This window comes from Paraburkholderia sp. BR10937, assembly GCF_040965695.1.
Lineage (GTDB): Bacteria > Pseudomonadota > Gammaproteobacteria > Burkholderiales > Burkholderiaceae > Paraburkholderia.
Window position 1 is genome coordinate 22,508 of record NZ_JBFRCL010000035.1, and the last position, 14,594, is coordinate 37,101.

The window sequence follows — 14,594 nt, forward strand, 5'->3', positions numbered from 1 at the left end:
ATCGCCGTCCACGAGATGGCCAGGCTGGAATCCCGGTCAATTGTTTGATAATTTTCAATGCCGAGGCCTGCGGAAAAAAGACGCCGCGCAAGTGACGCGCCGCATTGCCCGGCGCCAGCTATCCGATGGCCCTTGCATGACCGTCTCCGTCAAGGACCGGCACACGCAGCGCGGCGCCGCAGCCTGGGTGACAAAGCGGCACGCCAACGTGGTCGGCACGTCCACGGTCCGGAACGGAGGGATGCATCCCTCGAAAGCGCGAAGATGTCCGGCGCAGTGTAGATCCCGTGGTGCGTCGCGCAACGATGCTGGAGATAATCGTCCAATACTGGCTCAGCATTGCGGTTCGGGCCGGCTCAACCGCGTGTTCCCATTAGAGCGAAGCGCGCCAGGCTGCCCGCCTGCGACCGCAGTTCCACCCGCGGAGCAGGACACGACGGGCAGCGCAAGTCGCGCAACGGCGCGTCGGATAACAGCGTCGACTTTGGGCGTCCTGGCCTACGGGACAGGCCTTAAAAATATACGACTCCAGCATTCCGCTACAGGGAAGTATGGTCGGTCCACACCGGTTTCACAACATGCAGTGAGTTCTTCTTCCCCGTTCCGCTAAACGCACGCGCACGTGCCGGGCTTTGGCCTGTCGCGCGCCCGTCGAAACGTCCGCGTAGGTTAGCGACGAGTCATTCGCCCGCTCGCCGACGCGAAACTGTTGAAATGCCGGATCCCAGGACGCAGTGTGACTCTGGACTTCGGGAATCCCCGCGGCGCAGAAATGTTCTTTGGCGGTCGGTCAGTCTGGTGACGCAGCTGTTGTGACAGCGCACGCGCCTCACACGTCGAATGCATGCAGTGCCCGCAGGCAGCTTTGGGCAGATGCAGGCCGGAGCTGATCGCGACGGCTCAGGCATCACACCGCCCACTCACGCGCCACGGTATCAACGTTTCAGTGCAGCCGAGCGAGGGTACGAAGGAGCGAATCGCCGTCCCGCGTAACGCGAGGCCGTATGGCCCCGCCAAGTGTCTCCAGGGCAACCAGCTGGCGTTCGAGCAGGGTGTGGCCACGCTTCTGGCCACGGCGGCGGCGGTCGAAGGCTCGGTACCCAGTTGCCGGGTGACGCTACGCATCATCCAGATGCCGATACCGAGACGGACAAGCGGGTTCGTGCCCAGTTCGACGCGGTATCAATCCCGAAAAGGCCGGCAACCCTGTATCGATTAAACGAGCACGTGCAAGTCAGGTTTCATGGTGCGATGGATGTCTGGCCCTGACGCCCGGGCACGCGAACAGCGCAGTACCTGACTCGGTTATCGGCGGCATCATTTATTTCTTCATACAAATTATGCGTTTTCGCCGCGAGAATTTTTTTTACAACGGAGGTCCCTGGAGCAGTCAGCATTGTCCGATTCAGCCGCGCACAGTCATGGTGCGCGGGAAATTACACGGCTATCCTGATCGACGGCAACGACGCTTACGCCGCAGGCCAGATTCCGCGCGTTCGCGACTGCGCCAGTCTCGTCCCCTCCCTGGTAGCGAGCGTTCGCACAACGCCAGTTTCCGGAATCTTTTGGAATCCATAACATCGGCAAAGATCCAGGCACGAAGGTCCCCCGCAGGGTGACCCGCGCCTGGCGTCGTTATCCGACCACCCGCGCCTCAAGCCCGCTGCGTACCGCCAGATCGAAACGCTCAGGGCGAATATGGAACACCGTCGCCTCGCACGCGCGCCCGTCAGCAAGTCGCGAGGTCCGGCGCAGCACGAGCAGCGGCGCACGAGGGGACACTTCCAGATACGCGGCGATATCGCTCGCCGCGGCAACCGCCGTGATGGTCATGTCGGCATCGACGATATGCCAGCCCGGCAGCCGTTCGAGCATTTCGTACGACGGGAGAGCTTGCGCCTCCTCGCGCGAAATGACACTTGCTTCGGGCAGCAGGCAGGTCTGCGCGAGCGCGACAGGCGCGCCATCGACGCGGTGCAGGCGTTCAAGATACACACAATCCGTGACATCGGCGGCGAAGGTCTCGCGCAGGCCGGGCGGTACCGCACACGCTTGCATGCGCAGCAGTTCCATGCTGGCCCGCGCGCCCTGCGCCGCCAGCGAGTCGTAAAAGCCGCGCAACACGTCGAGCCGGTGCTGCAGACGCCGGGGCTTCACGAACGTGCCCTTGCCCTGCTTGCGCTCCACGATGTGCGTCTCCACCAGACGGCCGAGCGCCAGCCGGACAGTCACCCGACTCACGTCAAAGCGATCGCCCAGTTCGGCTTCCGACGGCAACTTGCCCGACGGCTCATAGATGCCCTGCCCGATTTCCTGCTCAAGCGTCGTCGCAATCTGCTCATAGAGCGACGTCACGTCTTCCCGCACCAACATGATTAAGGTCCCTCGCTGCACTCGCGCCTCGCCTTGAGCGAGATTCGCGATATCGATATGAAAAGCAATTGGATGGCCCAGCTTGTATTAATACGTATTATGCCATCCTGACCCGCCAACGATAGCAGCATCGGCTCGAATAACGAACGCAGGAAAGCATGACAGTGACAGACAAGATCCTCGACGCGCCGCCGCTCGAGCGCCCACCACATGATGAAGCGGCCCTCCATCCGCGCGAAAACGAACCTGCGGATGCACATGGCCACGCTGGCCCGCGCAGCGGCTCCGCGCTCCTGCGTGCCCGCCTCGGCTTCGTGGCCGCGTGGTTCGCCTTCATCGCGCTCGCGTGGCTCATGCCGACAGCCGCCGGGCTCGACGCGAACGGCCAGGCCACGCTTGCCGTGGTCGCGTGGGTCGCGATCGTCTGGGTGACCGAGGCCATTCCCGTCGGCGTGAGCGGCGTTTTGATACCGATGCTGCTTGTGCTTTCACATGCGAGTCCGGGTTTTCCGAAGGCCGCAAGCGGTTTTGCGGCGCCCGTCGTGTTCCTCTGCCTCGCGGCATTCCTCTTTTCGGCGATCATGCAGGCAAGCGGCCTCGACCGCCGCATTGCGCTGGCGCTGCTCGAGCGCCTGAAGGTGCGCACCGCCAACGGCGTGATCTGGGCAATGTTCGCCGTCAACTTCGTGATGTCGATGGTGGTGCCGGCCGCGAATGCGCGCTCGGCCGCGCTGCTGCCCGTCACCAACGGCATCGTCCAGCTGTTCGGCGATTCGCCGCGTGAGCGCGCCGCGAAAAAGGCCATCGTGATCCAGTCGCTCGTCTACGGAGCGATGATCAGCGGCATGTGCATTCTCACGGCGCATCTGCCGAACATGGTCGTGTCAGGCCTGCTCGAAAAGCAGCTCGGCATCCACATTTCATACTTCACGTGGTTCAAGCTCCAGTGGCCGTATCTGGGCATGTTCGCGATCACGCAGTGCTGGGTCCAGTACTATTTCCGCTCGCGCGCCGTGCAGATTCCTGGCGGACGCGCCGCCATCGCGACAATGCGTCGCGCACTCCCGCCTGCCTCGCGCAATGACTGGCTGGTGCTGGTCCTGTTCGCGGGCGTGGCGGTCCTGTGGGCAACGGAGCCGCTGCATCACCTGTCGTCGGAAATCGTCGCGCTGATCGCGCTTGCCATTCTGTTCGCGCCAGGCGTGCTGCGCTTCGGCTGGGCCGAAGTCGAGCAGCGCACGATCTGGGGCACACTGTTTCTGCTCGCCGGTGCGCTATCGCTGTCCTCTGCGATCAGTTCGTCGGGGCTCGCCCAATGGGCCGCCGATCACATCTATATCGTCGCGCACGGTCATGGCTGGTGGCTCGCCATTGGCATCGTCATGGCCGGTACGCACATCATCCGTATCGGCATGCTGTCAAACGTCGCTGCTGTCACCATGATCGCGCCGATCGCGCTTGCGCTCGCCCCGCGCCTTGGTCTGCATCCGGTCGCGTTCACGATGCTGGTCAGCGACACCGACAGCTTCGCCTACCTGCTGCCCACGCAGATCACGGCGGGCGTCATTGCATACAGCAGCGGCGCGTTCACCACCGCCGATTACGCCCGCGTCGGCGTGATCTCGGTGCTGATTGCGATCCTGTACGGGCTATGCGTGATCGCACCGTGGTATGCGTTCATGGGCGTGCCCGTGTGGGACGCGTCCGCGGCATGGCCATTTGCGCATTGATACTTGCGCGCACTCGCATGGTCACGTGCGCGCGATCCCTTACCCGTCTTGTCGACACCCATCCCAGATGAGCGAATCGAACGAAACCGGTCTGCACGCCCGCGCGCGTGCCCTGCGCGAGCGCCTTGGCGATCATGTCGCCCCCGCCGGCCTCTATGAGCAACTGAAACAGCGCCCCTTCGCGGGCAGCGTGCGTTGCAGCGTTTCCCGACTCGAAGCGGGCAGCTGGGCCGAGGTCGTGCTCGACTACGAAGTCGGCTCGTCGGGCATCGCCGATGGAGGGTGGCTGAAGGCCACGTTCAAGTTTTACTCGGACTGGGCGCTCTTCCAGACAAGCGACCCCACCGCGACGAATTACATCAGCGCCGAGTATCATGCGGCGCCGCTCGTGCCGGGCCAGAGTCCCGCCACGGTGCAGGCGCTCAATGTGCGCTTCGACCAGAAAGGCCACGAGCGGCCGTACCAGAAAGCCGTGATCGTCGATGTCGTCGACGGATATCTGAACGCAGGCGACCGCATCGTGATCCGTCTTGGTGATCGCCGACGGGGTCCCGGCACGCGCATTCAGACGTTTTCTGAAGACGATTTCCGCTTCCGGCTCTACGTCGATCCGCTGGGCACGTCGCGCTTCGTTGCAGTGCCTGGCGACATTGCCATCGACATCCATCCGGGCGATCCAACGGACGTGCTGCTCAACGGGCCGCGCTTCGTGCGTCCTGGCGAGGCTGCGCCGTTTCGCCTTGCGTTGCAGGATCGTTGGGGCAATGCATGCCGGGAGCTGGGCGCTAACGCGAATGCACGGCCGGTAGTCGCCAATTCGATCGCCAGTTTGACCGCCAACGTGATCGCCCGCAACGCAGAAGGCACAACGGTCTATCAGCGCGAGCATGCATTCCCCACGCAGGGATTCGCGACGCTCGCGCTCGACGACCTGCCAACGGACCGGGGCACGCTGTACATCGTCGCAGACGTGCCCGCGCGGCCGGAAATCCGCGCAGCCGTTGCCTGGCTCACGGTCGACGCCACACTGCCCGCCCCGCGTGCACTCTACGCCGACCTTCACGTCCATGCGCACGACACGGTCGGCACCAACAGTCCCGCATACAACGCGCAGTACGCGCGCGATATTGGTGGAATCGACATCCTCGGTTATACAGCGAACGACTTCCAGATCACGGATGCGAACTGGCAACTGGGCGTCGAGGCCGTCGATCAGTTTAACGAACCCGGCCGCTTCGTCGTCTATCCCGTGCAGGAGTGGTGTGGCAGTTCGACGGCGGGTGGCGACCACAACGTCGTATTTCTCGGCGACGAACGTCCCGGTTTTCCGTACAACGCGCGCGGTGAGCACAACCGCACCCTTGTGTGGAACGAGGACATGAAAGGCAACGCGGTCGAACTCGGTCGCTGGCCCGTCGAGGAACTGTGGGATGCCTACGCCGACGACGCCGAACACCACCTCGTCATGCCGCACGTTGGCGGGCGGCGCTACATTCCGGACTGGCACCATCCGAAGCTTGAGCGGCTCGTCGAAATCGCTTCGACGTGGGGCCACTTCGGCTGGCTCTACCAGGACGTCATCGCACGGGGCTACCAGCTCGGCGTGGCTGCGAGCGGCGACGAACATCGCGGACGTCCCGGCGGCGGCGCGCCGGGCGTGCAGGTCTTCGGCGTACATGGCGGACTCACGGGCGTGCTCGCCAATACGCTCGACCGGCGCACGGTCGGCCAGGCCTTACGCGCACGCCGCACGTGGGCGACAACAGGCGAGCATAGCGCGCTGCTCGTGCGCAGTGGCGATCACTGGCAAGGCGACGCCTTCAGGCAGCGCGGCCCGGCTACGCTCGACTACCGCCTGCTCGGACGCGCCGGCTGGGAATACGTCGCCGCCTACGATCACAATGGCCTGATATGGGAGCGGAACCTGCATGAGGAACTCGGCTATGCTGAGCGTCTGATCCGCGTGCGCTGGGGTGGTGCGCGCATTCGGGACCGGTATCGCTGGGCGGCGTGGCGTGGCCGCATCCGCATTCTCAACGGCACGATTCACAACTTCGGTTCTCACGGCTTCGAACACGTCGAGGAATCCGCGTGGCGCACAGGCGCAACGGACATCGAATTCAGTAGCGACACGTACGGCGACGCGGACAGCATCGAGATCGACGTGAGCAATCTGGCCGCGGCGACCATCGTGATCGAAGGCACCATCGACGGCTTCGTGAAGGTCGGCGATCCGCTCGCAGGTAATCCATTCGCGCATGCGCCCACGTTTCGCTTCGAGATTCGCGGCGTGGATCTGCTTGCGCGGGGCAGCGCAACACATGCGCTCGGCGGCACGGAACTGTTCGTCGCGGTTGAGCGACTGACCGACAGGCCGCTGCCGGTTGATCTGGCAGGTAGTGTAGAGGTTGCCGCGCAGAATGCGTCGTTTGGTTTTCGTCCGGTGTACTTCTTCGGGCGGCAGCGTGACGACAGCAAGGTGTGGTCGTCGGCCCAGTTCATTACTTTTGACCAGGTTCGCCGCGGGCGCAGGTGAACAGCGCTCGCAGCAACCGGCTCCGGTTTGAATCCGCCATCTAGTTGTGAATCAGGAACCGGTCGCGGTTCCTGACGTCCTTGATCCAGTTCGGCGCGCGCCCTCTGCCAGACCAGGTGGCGCCGCTTGCCGGATCACGGTATTTCGCTGGCAGCGCGCCGCCTGAACCTCTCGGCCTGCCGCGGCGACGTCCAAAGATGTCCTGTGGTGTATATCCGAAATAGGCCACCTTTGTACGGATATCGGCAAGGACGGCGTCGAACTCCTCCTGACGGACTGCTGCTGCCTGATTCTCCAGCTCGGCGATCTGCGCTCTCAGTTCCCTGTACGTTGCCACGAAGCGTCTCCCGCATATGGAAATCACTGGGTCATGATAGTGACTTTCGTATGTCGCTGATCCGAACTGGGACGACGGTCGCCGGGCATTGCGTCAGGCTGGTGTCGGTGGATTTTTTTGCAGATAGAGGTGCCTCGCGACTCCATCCACAATGGCGGACGCTCGGGCGTCGTGAATCACGATGGAGAGGAGCAAAGCCGGTGCCGCCTACCGCGGTATGCAGATTCATGGAAAGCCAGATGCTTTACGCGCAGCCTCAGCAAGTCAGTATGACTCCCATTCGGCGAGGCTGGCCGCCGTGGGGAAGTTTGCGCGGGTTAGCATGGCTGCCAGAGCCGCATTGAGTGGCGACGGAACCGCCACTCAACGGTGTATTCCGCCGCGGAGGCCAGCATGGAAGACGATAGCACGTTGTATGTGGGGCTTGATGTCCACAAGGACTCGATCACGGTTGCCTATGCGATCGGCATGGGCACCGTCGAACTGTTCGGCAAGGTGGGCGCCATGCAGATTGATGTCGACCGGCTCTGCAAGCGACTGCAGCAGAAGGCACGGCACATCTGCTTTGTCTATGAAGCGGGCCCATGCGGATACGGCCTGTATCGAAGGCTGGTCGATAAAGGCTTCGACTGCATGGTCTGCGCACCATCGCTCACCCCACGCAGGCCGGGTGATCGTGTCAAGACGGACCACCGTGACGCGATCAAGTTGGTGCGCTCCTTGCGCGCCGGCGACTTGTCGGCGGTACATGTACCAACAGTTGAAGACGAAGCGTTCCGCGACCTGACCCGCGCCTGGTCGGCGGCTCGAGAAGACCTGAAGGCAGCACGCTGCAGGCTCAAATCGTTTCTGCTTGCCCACGGCGTCCATTATCTCGGCCGTCCCAACTGGGGACCGACACACCGACGCTGGTTAAGTACGTTCTCATGCGACAGCGCCTGGCAGCAACTGGCGTTCAACGAACATCGGCGCACGATTGAAGACCGGCTCGCGCAATGCGAGCGGCTGGAACTGGCATTGCGCGAAGCGGTAACTAACTGGCGGTTTTATCCAGTCGTACTTGCCCTGCAGGCCATGCGCGGAATCAACTTTACGTCGGCGATCGGACTGGTTTCGGAGCTGGGCGACCTCGCGCGCTTCGAACATCCGCGGCAGTTGATGGCGTGGATTGGCGTGACGCCTTCAGAACATTCATCAAGTGGGAAACGACGGCAAGGCAGCATTACGAAGACCGGCAACAGCTACGCACGTAAGCTGCTGGTGGAATCTGCCTGGAGCTACCGGCATCCCGCCCGAACAGGCGCTGCTGATCTCTACTTCCGAACCGGGCGCTTTTTCACTTGCGCCGTGACTTTACCTGGCCTCGACGTACGGTCTGACAGGTCAGTCCCATGCTGAACGTCGATTTTTGCCGCCGACAGGCGTTCGTGGTTCGAAGTGGCGATTGACGGTTAGTTGCATCTGGTACTCATGATTCCCGGTGCTGTTTGCCCGGGAGTCCCACCTGACCAGGAAGCTTCGCCGCGCGGCACACAGTCTTGCGCGGACGCACCGTTCCGATGAGTTCGTCCGCTGCGCAGCGTCGGGCGAACTCATCGGAGTGATAGAGGACCGCCGGAACCATCACACTGGGCGGCCGCTTTCGTCTGGACCCGCCACCGAACTCGCTGACCCGGTCATGCAAATTAAATCGGGTGGGCGCTCTTGATCCCGGGGTGACGATCTCAATATGACGTGTCAAATCCAGATCAACCGCCTACCGGACATGCCCAACAAGAAGAACTCTCGATCCACGCGTCGGCCAGTTGCCGGAACGCACGCAAAGTCGCTCTATCTCCCGATGCCCCGCCACGAAGCCTCGGATCTCGCACTGCGTGCACGGATCGCGCTTGAGCGTCTGCGCAATGGTGAGGCGGACCGCTCCCTCGTCAATCTTGTCTCGCAGGTGGCTATCATCACGAGCTTCATCAGCCGGGCGGGACACGGGCAGCTCGATATCGCGGAGATCGAAAGTGTTGAGCGTGGCCTCGGAGAGGTACTTAGCGAGGCCGATCACACCGGAGGTGGCATGTGTCTGAATCGTTGGTCGCGGGACTCACGAACGTGATTAACGAGTACGACCGCCAGCTCTGCGCGACCCGGATGGAGATCGTTGTCCGGGCGAGTGATCACCTTGGAAAACTTGTTGCTCTGGCTGCGAGAGACACGCACACCAACGACAGTCAACTCCAGGTTGCACGGCAACTTCACGTCGGATCGCGTGCCGGATTCACGGATCCGTCAGGGCGACATGCATGAAAGCTCGCCGGACAAGTGAATACGCACGGGCGAGAGAAGGTCGCGTGCAAACGTCATACGGTTGGTATTCGCCAGCCCGATGGTAACCAGCCCCCATAGATGGAGACCAAACCCTGCGCGTGTGTCGCGAAGTAAAGTGGATCGCCAGCGGTACAGCCTGCAATTGTCTGGGAAAGCGCGCAAGCGCTCACAACAGACAATCCAGTAACGCTCAATGCAACGAAGACAGGTGCATCCCGCGCTACACTGCGTCCACATCCCTGCTTAGTCCTGCGCGCGATAAATTGTGCGGCTGACAACCACGTCCCCAAAGAAAAAAAACCACATGGAAATCCGCGTCGCTTACGAACACAGCCTGGCGTCCGCGCCGGAAGAATTCATCGTTCTGGTGCCCTCGCAGCTCGTGACCGATATTCCCGCGAACGTGCCGCGCGCGCTGTTGCCGGAGTTCATCACCGGCCTGATCGTCGAACGCTCCCCGACAATCGGAAAGATTCGCAATCTCATGATTCTCTAGCAGATGGTGATCCCGCGGTGACACCTGCCTGGCGAACGGCGTTGTTGCGCGGCCTCGAAAAAACTCAGAAAAGGCTTGGTTGCCTGATATCGCGCGCTGGAGGCAGTGACGGTTTCTGGCGTCTTGCGCCTGCGCGTCGGCGAGCGAGACGACGTACGTGGGCAACCAGAACGAAATGCGCGTCCGCAAAGCTGAGCGTGAGCCTGAACTGCGTCAGCCCATCCGGTCCGATACCGGGCTGCGCCCGCAGCGAAGCATGCATGTCGAGCCGACGAGCACGGTCCACGAGCTGTGCACGGCTCATACCCGGCCACGCGAGCGAGATCAGCCGACTGACCACCGAAGGAATCGACTCCGGTGGACAATCAGCCGGCAACGCTAGAGAAACAAGCTCGAAACGGTGTGCCATCGGGTTGAAGGCGTACGGTTCTGTGTCCGTGCTTCCTCATGTACATACGTGGCGTCGCCCAGACGGAGGCGATGCACAAGGGGTCCTGAGTGATCAGTCGTAGCGGGACGCCAAAGCACTGCGTTCGGCATCTTGCTCCGCCAGCTACGACTGGATCGCCCGTTCCCCGTTACGCCGCGGCGACTTCAGGCGTCGCTGTAGTCTCAACTGCGGCCGGTGCCTTTTTGGCTGCAACCTTGCGCGGCGCCGAAGCCTTTTTCGCGGGTGCTGCAGCCTTGCGTCCACGCACACCCTTTGCGGGAACAGCCGCTGCCCGGCCAGCCTTTTTCGTCGCGACCGTCGTCTTCGCTGCCTTTTTAGCCACGACACGTTTCGCGGCAACTTTCTTCGCAGGAGCAGCCTTCTTCGCGGGAGCAGCCTTGACGCCGGCGACCTTTGCCGTTGCACCGGCTTCGATCAGGAATTTCGAACGATCCTTGACATCGCGAATCCAGAGCGGTGCAAGTCCTCGGCCCGACCAGGTCGCGCCCGTTTTCGGATCCACGTATTTCGGCGCAACGTGATGCACGGCCGCCCGCGGGGATTTTGCTGCTGCCTTCGCACCCGTAGCCGGCTTGCGACCGCGCCGTTTAGCGACAAAGCCTTCAATATCGGCAACAGTCAGTCCGTGCTTGTGCATCAGTTCACGGATTTTGGTCAGGCCCACCGACGACTGCTTTTCGGCAATCGCTACTGCCTGCTTCTGGAGTTTTGCAATTTTCGAGTTGATTGCGTCCAAGGTAACCATGTCTATTCCTCCCTGTGGGGTTTACCGTCCATGCGATCCTGGAACTTCCCTGGCTTATTTCCCAGGCACTTCGAAGTTCGGTCTGCCCGTCAGAATTGACGCCATCGTCGCGGTCGTGATTATGACTTCATCAGTACGCTCGTGCAAATTTATCGCACGGTGCGCAGCGATTTAAATTGTCACTGGAGATTAAAATTGAGCTGCGTCCGGTGTTGCCTGCGGGTACTACAACGCTCCTTTTCCGTTCGAATGCTACCTTGCAGCAAAACACTCAATTCTCAATTGTCCAGACATGTACGCACGAATCATCGATCCTGTGAGCGAAGCTCCTCTTCTTTCCACAGGATGAATCGTTCACGCTACAAAAGATGACGTAAGGTGCGCAAGCAAACCTGGCGTCGCTTGCGGATTGATTTATACTGGGTTCACACCTGTCGCCAGTCGCGACACCTGCCGTGTGCCGTTCCCAGCAAAACGATTAAAAGTGCTCCACCCTCTTCGCGCCTGCAGCATGGGCAGCGTTGGGTCGCGTGGTATCCTGGCGGCACGCGATTTGCAATTACCTGCTCAACAACAGATTGTTGCGCGGAGAGTACACCGAATGGATGAAAGAAAGCGCGAAAGCATCGTTGCCTATCTACGGCGGCGGATGGCTGAATTTGGAATCAAACCGGAAGACATCGCCACGTCAATTGCGGCAGATCAGGAGCGGTTGCGGGCAGTGCGTTTCCGCGACGCCTCTGGCAATTCATGGGACGGCAAAGGCGCTCCGCCACAATGGGTGGTCCAGGCGACCAGCGCCGGACAGTCTCTTGAGCATTTTGCAATTGATTCGGCATCGACCCAGGAACCTGGCAAACGCGCCGGTGCCGACTGGCGCAACGACCCGTTTGCCGGCACCAGACTGGCGAAAATCAAAACAGAGGGCGTTGGCGCCTGAGAGCTGGACCGGAACCAGCTAGAATCCAGCGTCAGGAATCACCCTCGTTGCCCCATCGGTTCGGACGTTTACGCGATTTCATTCCTGGCAGATGAGGGGCGCAAATACTGTTACAGGGTGAAAGGCTGCGCCCCATTTCTGGACGCAAGAAGTTGGAATTCCGGAGTCCGACCAAGTTAAGGGCAACGATTGAATCATGAAAACATCAGGAAAGCCTTGCGCATCATGTCCCTGGCGTCGCGCTGCGGGTGCAGGAGATATTCCAAACTTCGATCTCGCTCTGGCAGAGAAGCTGGCCGATACGTGCCCTGATGACCGCGGCATGGGGCCCGATTTTGGAGCCAGCATGTTTGCGTGCCATCAATCCAGGGAAGGAGAGGAATTCGCGTGCGCGGGATGGTTGGCGAAAGTCGGACACCACCATCCCGCAGTGCGCCTGGCAGTGGTCTCTGGTCGACTTGATTCAGCGGCACTGGAGCCTGGCGTAGACTGGCCAGAACTGCATGACAGCTATCGGGAAGTGCTGGACAAGCTGCGTGCAACGTCGAATTCTGGAGACGAGGCCAAAGGAGATGAGTCTGCAGTGAAAATCGGGTGATCCAACCGCCTGCCCCGGTGATGAACATCATCTTGCCCGCTACGCGAATGGGCTCCAGTAAGTCGGCCACGCTTACGTATCACCCAGGATAGCCCGAATTCTCTGATCGTATGGCACTTTCAGCACTTCCGCGACAATCGCCGAGCCTGCTCCGGGCTGGGCGGGATTAAACAGATAGTTGTACGAATGAGGGAGGATGGCGCTTGGCATCTTAAGGAGCAGTTCCTGCCCGGCTGCCAGCCATTCGCTACCGGCGGCCTGCGTCCAGTCCGCGTTCTCACGCCAGTCATCCGGGATACCGTTTGCCGTGAGTTCCGCGATCGCGGCGCCCTCCGCAATTTCCACGCGAAGCAGTTGATAGTTATCAGGCAACGCCTGCGGAGACCCGAATTCGTGGTGCACCATGGTCTCAAGCAGCGCAAGCGCGGGATTTTCCGCCAGATAGACGACGGGTTGCCCCTGGTAATGCCACCGGCCAGACGCCCTCAACCCGCCTATGCCGCGAAGGTCCGCGTAATTACTGATCCTCCAGAATTCCATCAGGCGAAGTATCCCTCGTCGATCTGAACCAGTGCATCCTCGACAAGCCGTGCACCGTGTTCAGTTGCGGCCATCTCAAGCGGCGTTTTCCCGGCGAATCGATCTTTGCTGCCGCGAAGCCAGTTCATGGCTTTTTCCGGATTTCCAAAGACCGTCTCCGCCTGTGCAACGATCCTTGCAAGGCGGATGGCCTTGTCCGACTCGTCACTCGAGAGCCGCTCACCATTCTGGCGACGATGTGAGAGCGTTCGACGCGGAATGATGAAGAGCAGCTCTTCAGCCTTGAGGCCGTGCTCGCCCAGGCGGTCGAGCACCTCTACGCCGACGCGCTCGGTCGCGAGCGCAGCAAGGTCATTCCCGGACCGGATGTGCGCCTGGAGCAGGTTTCCCAGCAGCGAAAACTCGGTATGTCGCGGGTTGCCCCGTCCAGTGGGACGATATTCAACGGTAGCCATGGACCCTCCAAGCAAAATGCCCAATCAATACGGGCATTTTGCCACAGATTGAGCTTGCCTGTTGTGCAGTCTGCGCGGCACCGATCGCGGGCGACCGCTGACTTACGGCAAATCCGCTCTCCGCAGCCCGGCACAGCCGACCGGCGCCTCCGACGTGACTTTCCAGGATAGAGCAGCTACGAGAGCTGTATATTTATACAGTATTTTATGGAGGCACCATGGCGCTGTCACTACTGGACGTCGAGGCCAATCCATCCCGATCTGTTCCGGTCGAGCGCCCCGCCTGCCTGATCGGCATTCAAGCGTGCCGTCTACTGCCTGGCCACGACCCCATTGCCAGGACGCCGCTCGCGAGATATTCAGGATACCTTTCGATATGAGGCGTAGCGCACATGGATGCGTTGTACGACAATCTTCCCACCATGAAATGGGACGAACAGCACGCCGACCTGGACGATGGATATGAGGGAGCGCGACGAACTCCGTTTCAACCACAAGCCACTCCACAGCTTTCTTATGCTGCCTTGAGCGGGTGCTCTTTCAGGTAGGTTTTTAGCGCGTCATTCATGCGCGTCTGCCAGCCTGCGCCGGTCGCACGAAACGCCTCCAGAACCTCTGCGTCATAGCGCATCGTGACCTGCTCTTTCGGATTCTCCTTCGGCGGGCGGCCCATGCGCTTTTGCATGACTTCAGCGAATGGACGCGCGCTGGCGAAATCCGCAGCCGTCCATTCCGGGTTGTCCGGATCGGACTCGATTCCGCGCTGGATTGCCGCTTCCTCTGCGGCGGTGTTGCGTGTCAGCTTAGCTTTGCTCATAAGCGTCAATCTCCGTGTTACTCGCCTTGCGCAGGCTGATGATGCGCATGGTTTCGTCGCGGGGCGTGAAAACCACGCTATACAGCCTGCCCCCTAACAGGGCGATGCCCCTGTACCGATCCTCTCCGTACTCGTGCCGAATGTCCTGGACCACCAGCATCCCATCCCAGTCGAGCCGCGCAGCCTCGGCGAGTGATACGCCGTGCTTTTCCTGGTTCGACGCGTCCTTCGCAAGGTCAAATGTGATTCGCATGCAA

At 61.2% G+C, this 14,594-nt stretch carries 13 protein-coding genes and 1 pseudogene; 7 read left to right on the plus strand and 7 right to left on the minus strand.

Going from position 1 to position 14,594, the window contains the following annotated elements; translation table 11 throughout:
- Nucleotides 1–1,635: 1,635 nt before the first annotated feature.
- Nucleotides 1,636–2,394 carry a GntR family transcriptional regulator gene (locus tag AB4Y44_RS26270; RefSeq protein WP_368685515.1) on the minus strand — a complete coding sequence of 253 codons (759 nt, stop codon included), beginning with the start codon at nt 2,392–2,394 and terminating at the stop codon, nt 1,636–1,638.
- Nucleotides 2,395–2,531: 137 nt separating this feature from the next.
- Between AB4Y44_RS26270 and AB4Y44_RS26275 the strand changes: the two genes are divergently transcribed.
- Together AB4Y44_RS26275 and AB4Y44_RS26280 are read left to right on the plus strand one after the other, a co-directional pair.
- Nucleotides 2,532–4,103, plus strand: coding sequence for a DASS family sodium-coupled anion symporter (locus AB4Y44_RS26275; RefSeq protein WP_368685516.1), 1,572 nt, complete (start codon nt 2,532–2,534; stop codon nt 4,101–4,103).
- Between the two features lie 67 nt (nt 4,104–4,170).
- Complete coding sequence (locus AB4Y44_RS26280; RefSeq protein WP_368685517.1) at nt 4,171–6,639, plus strand: hypothetical protein; 2,469 nt, start codon at nt 4,171–4,173, stop codon at nt 6,637–6,639.
- A gap of 40 nt (nt 6,640–6,679) precedes the next feature.
- Here the strand turns inward: AB4Y44_RS26280 and AB4Y44_RS26285 are convergent, their stop codons facing one another.
- Nucleotides 6,680–6,976: an H-NS histone family protein gene (locus tag AB4Y44_RS26285; protein WP_083245599.1), complete on the minus strand. Its 297-nt coding sequence runs from the start codon at nt 6,974–6,976 to the stop codon at nt 6,680–6,682.
- A 393-nt stretch (nt 6,977–7,369) separates the two neighbouring features.
- Between AB4Y44_RS26285 and AB4Y44_RS26290 the strand changes: the two are divergent.
- The 3 genes and pseudogenes from AB4Y44_RS26290 to AB4Y44_RS26300 form a co-directional block, all read left to right on the plus strand.
- Nucleotides 7,370–8,290: pseudogene (locus AB4Y44_RS26290) on the plus strand (IS110 family transposase); the annotation flags it as partial.
- A 415-nt stretch (nt 8,291–8,705) separates the two neighbouring features.
- Nucleotides 8,706–9,083: a hypothetical protein gene (locus AB4Y44_RS26295; RefSeq protein ID WP_368619006.1), complete on the plus strand. Its 378-nt coding sequence runs from the start codon at nt 8,706–8,708 to the stop codon at nt 9,081–9,083.
- Nucleotides 9,084–9,599: 516 nt separating this feature from the next.
- Complete coding sequence (locus tag AB4Y44_RS26300) at nt 9,600–9,791, plus strand: hypothetical protein (RefSeq protein ID WP_069268359.1); 192 nt, start codon at nt 9,600–9,602, stop codon at nt 9,789–9,791.
- Between the two features lie 578 nt (nt 9,792–10,369).
- On the opposite strand, the gene AB4Y44_RS26305 is transcribed toward AB4Y44_RS26300, so the two are convergent.
- Entirely contained in the window at nt 10,370–10,987 is a 618-nt protein-coding gene (locus tag AB4Y44_RS26305; RefSeq protein WP_368619005.1) for an H-NS histone family protein, read from the minus strand.
- Between the two features lie 511 nt (nt 10,988–11,498).
- Here AB4Y44_RS26305 and AB4Y44_RS26310 point away from each other — a divergent pair.
- A complete protein-coding gene (locus AB4Y44_RS26310) occupies nt 11,499–11,927 on the plus strand; it encodes an H-NS family nucleoid-associated regulatory protein (RefSeq protein ID WP_083245601.1) in 429 nt (142 codons plus the stop codon).
- Nucleotides 11,928–12,123: 196 nt separating this feature from the next.
- Complete coding sequence (locus AB4Y44_RS26315; protein WP_141710876.1) at nt 12,124–12,525, plus strand: DUF6283 family protein; 402 nt, start codon at nt 12,124–12,126, stop codon at nt 12,523–12,525.
- A gap of 72 nt (nt 12,526–12,597) precedes the next feature.
- Here AB4Y44_RS26315 and AB4Y44_RS26320 read toward each other — a convergent pair whose 3' ends face one another.
- The 4 genes from AB4Y44_RS26320 to AB4Y44_RS26335 form a co-directional block, all read right to left on the minus strand.
- Complete coding sequence (locus AB4Y44_RS26320; RefSeq protein WP_368685523.1) at nt 12,598–13,068, minus strand: RES family NAD+ phosphorylase; 471 nt, start codon at nt 13,066–13,068, stop codon at nt 12,598–12,600.
- A complete protein-coding gene (locus AB4Y44_RS26325) occupies nt 13,065–13,520 on the minus strand; it encodes an antitoxin Xre/MbcA/ParS toxin-binding domain-containing protein (protein ID WP_368701274.1) in 456 nt (151 codons plus the stop codon). The genes AB4Y44_RS26320 and AB4Y44_RS26325 overlap by 4 nt, the downstream gene beginning before the upstream one ends.
- Nucleotides 13,521–14,034: 514 nt before the next feature.
- Nucleotides 14,035–14,337, minus strand: a complete 303-nt coding sequence (locus AB4Y44_RS26330; protein ID WP_069268363.1) for a BrnA antitoxin family protein — start codon at nt 14,335–14,337, stop codon at nt 14,035–14,037.
- A complete protein-coding gene (locus AB4Y44_RS26335; RefSeq protein ID WP_069268364.1) occupies nt 14,324–14,590 on the minus strand; it encodes a BrnT family toxin in 267 nt (88 codons plus the stop codon). The genes AB4Y44_RS26330 and AB4Y44_RS26335 overlap by 14 nt, the downstream gene beginning before the upstream one ends.
- Nucleotides 14,591–14,594 lie beyond the last annotated feature (4 nt).

What these genes read in the sequence shown, in the direction of transcription:
- AB4Y44_RS26275 (WP_368685516.1), top strand. Translation starts at nt 2,532, where the DNA reads ATGACAGTGACAGACAAGATCCTCGACGCGCCGCCGCTCGAGCGCCCA.
- AB4Y44_RS26280 (WP_368685517.1), top strand. Translation starts at nt 4,171, where the DNA reads ATGAGCGAATCGAACGAAACCGGTCTGCACGCCCGCGCGCGTGCCCTG.
- AB4Y44_RS26295 (WP_368619006.1), top strand. Translation starts at nt 8,706, where the DNA reads ATGACGTGTCAAATCCAGATCAACCGCCTACCGGACATGCCCAACAAG.
- AB4Y44_RS26300 (WP_069268359.1), top strand. Translation starts at nt 9,600, where the DNA reads ATGGAAATCCGCGTCGCTTACGAACACAGCCTGGCGTCCGCGCCGGAA.
- AB4Y44_RS26305 (WP_368619005.1), bottom strand. Translation starts at nt 10,987, where the DNA reads ATGGTTACCTTGGACGCAATCAACTCGAAAATTGCAAAACTCCAGAAG.
- AB4Y44_RS26310 (WP_083245601.1), top strand. Translation starts at nt 11,499, where the DNA reads ATGGGCAGCGTTGGGTCGCGTGGTATCCTGGCGGCACGCGATTTGCAA.
- AB4Y44_RS26315 (WP_141710876.1), top strand. Translation starts at nt 12,124, where the DNA reads ATGAAAACATCAGGAAAGCCTTGCGCATCATGTCCCTGGCGTCGCGCT.
- AB4Y44_RS26325 (WP_368701274.1), bottom strand. Translation starts at nt 13,520, where the DNA reads ATGGCTACCGTTGAATATCGTCCCACTGGACGGGGCAACCCGCGACAT.
- AB4Y44_RS26330 (WP_069268363.1), bottom strand. Translation starts at nt 14,337, where the DNA reads ATGAGCAAAGCTAAGCTGACACGCAACACCGCCGCAGAGGAAGCGGCA.
- AB4Y44_RS26335 (WP_069268364.1), bottom strand. Translation starts at nt 14,590, where the DNA reads ATGCGAATCACATTTGACCTTGCGAAGGACGCGTCGAACCAGGAAAAG.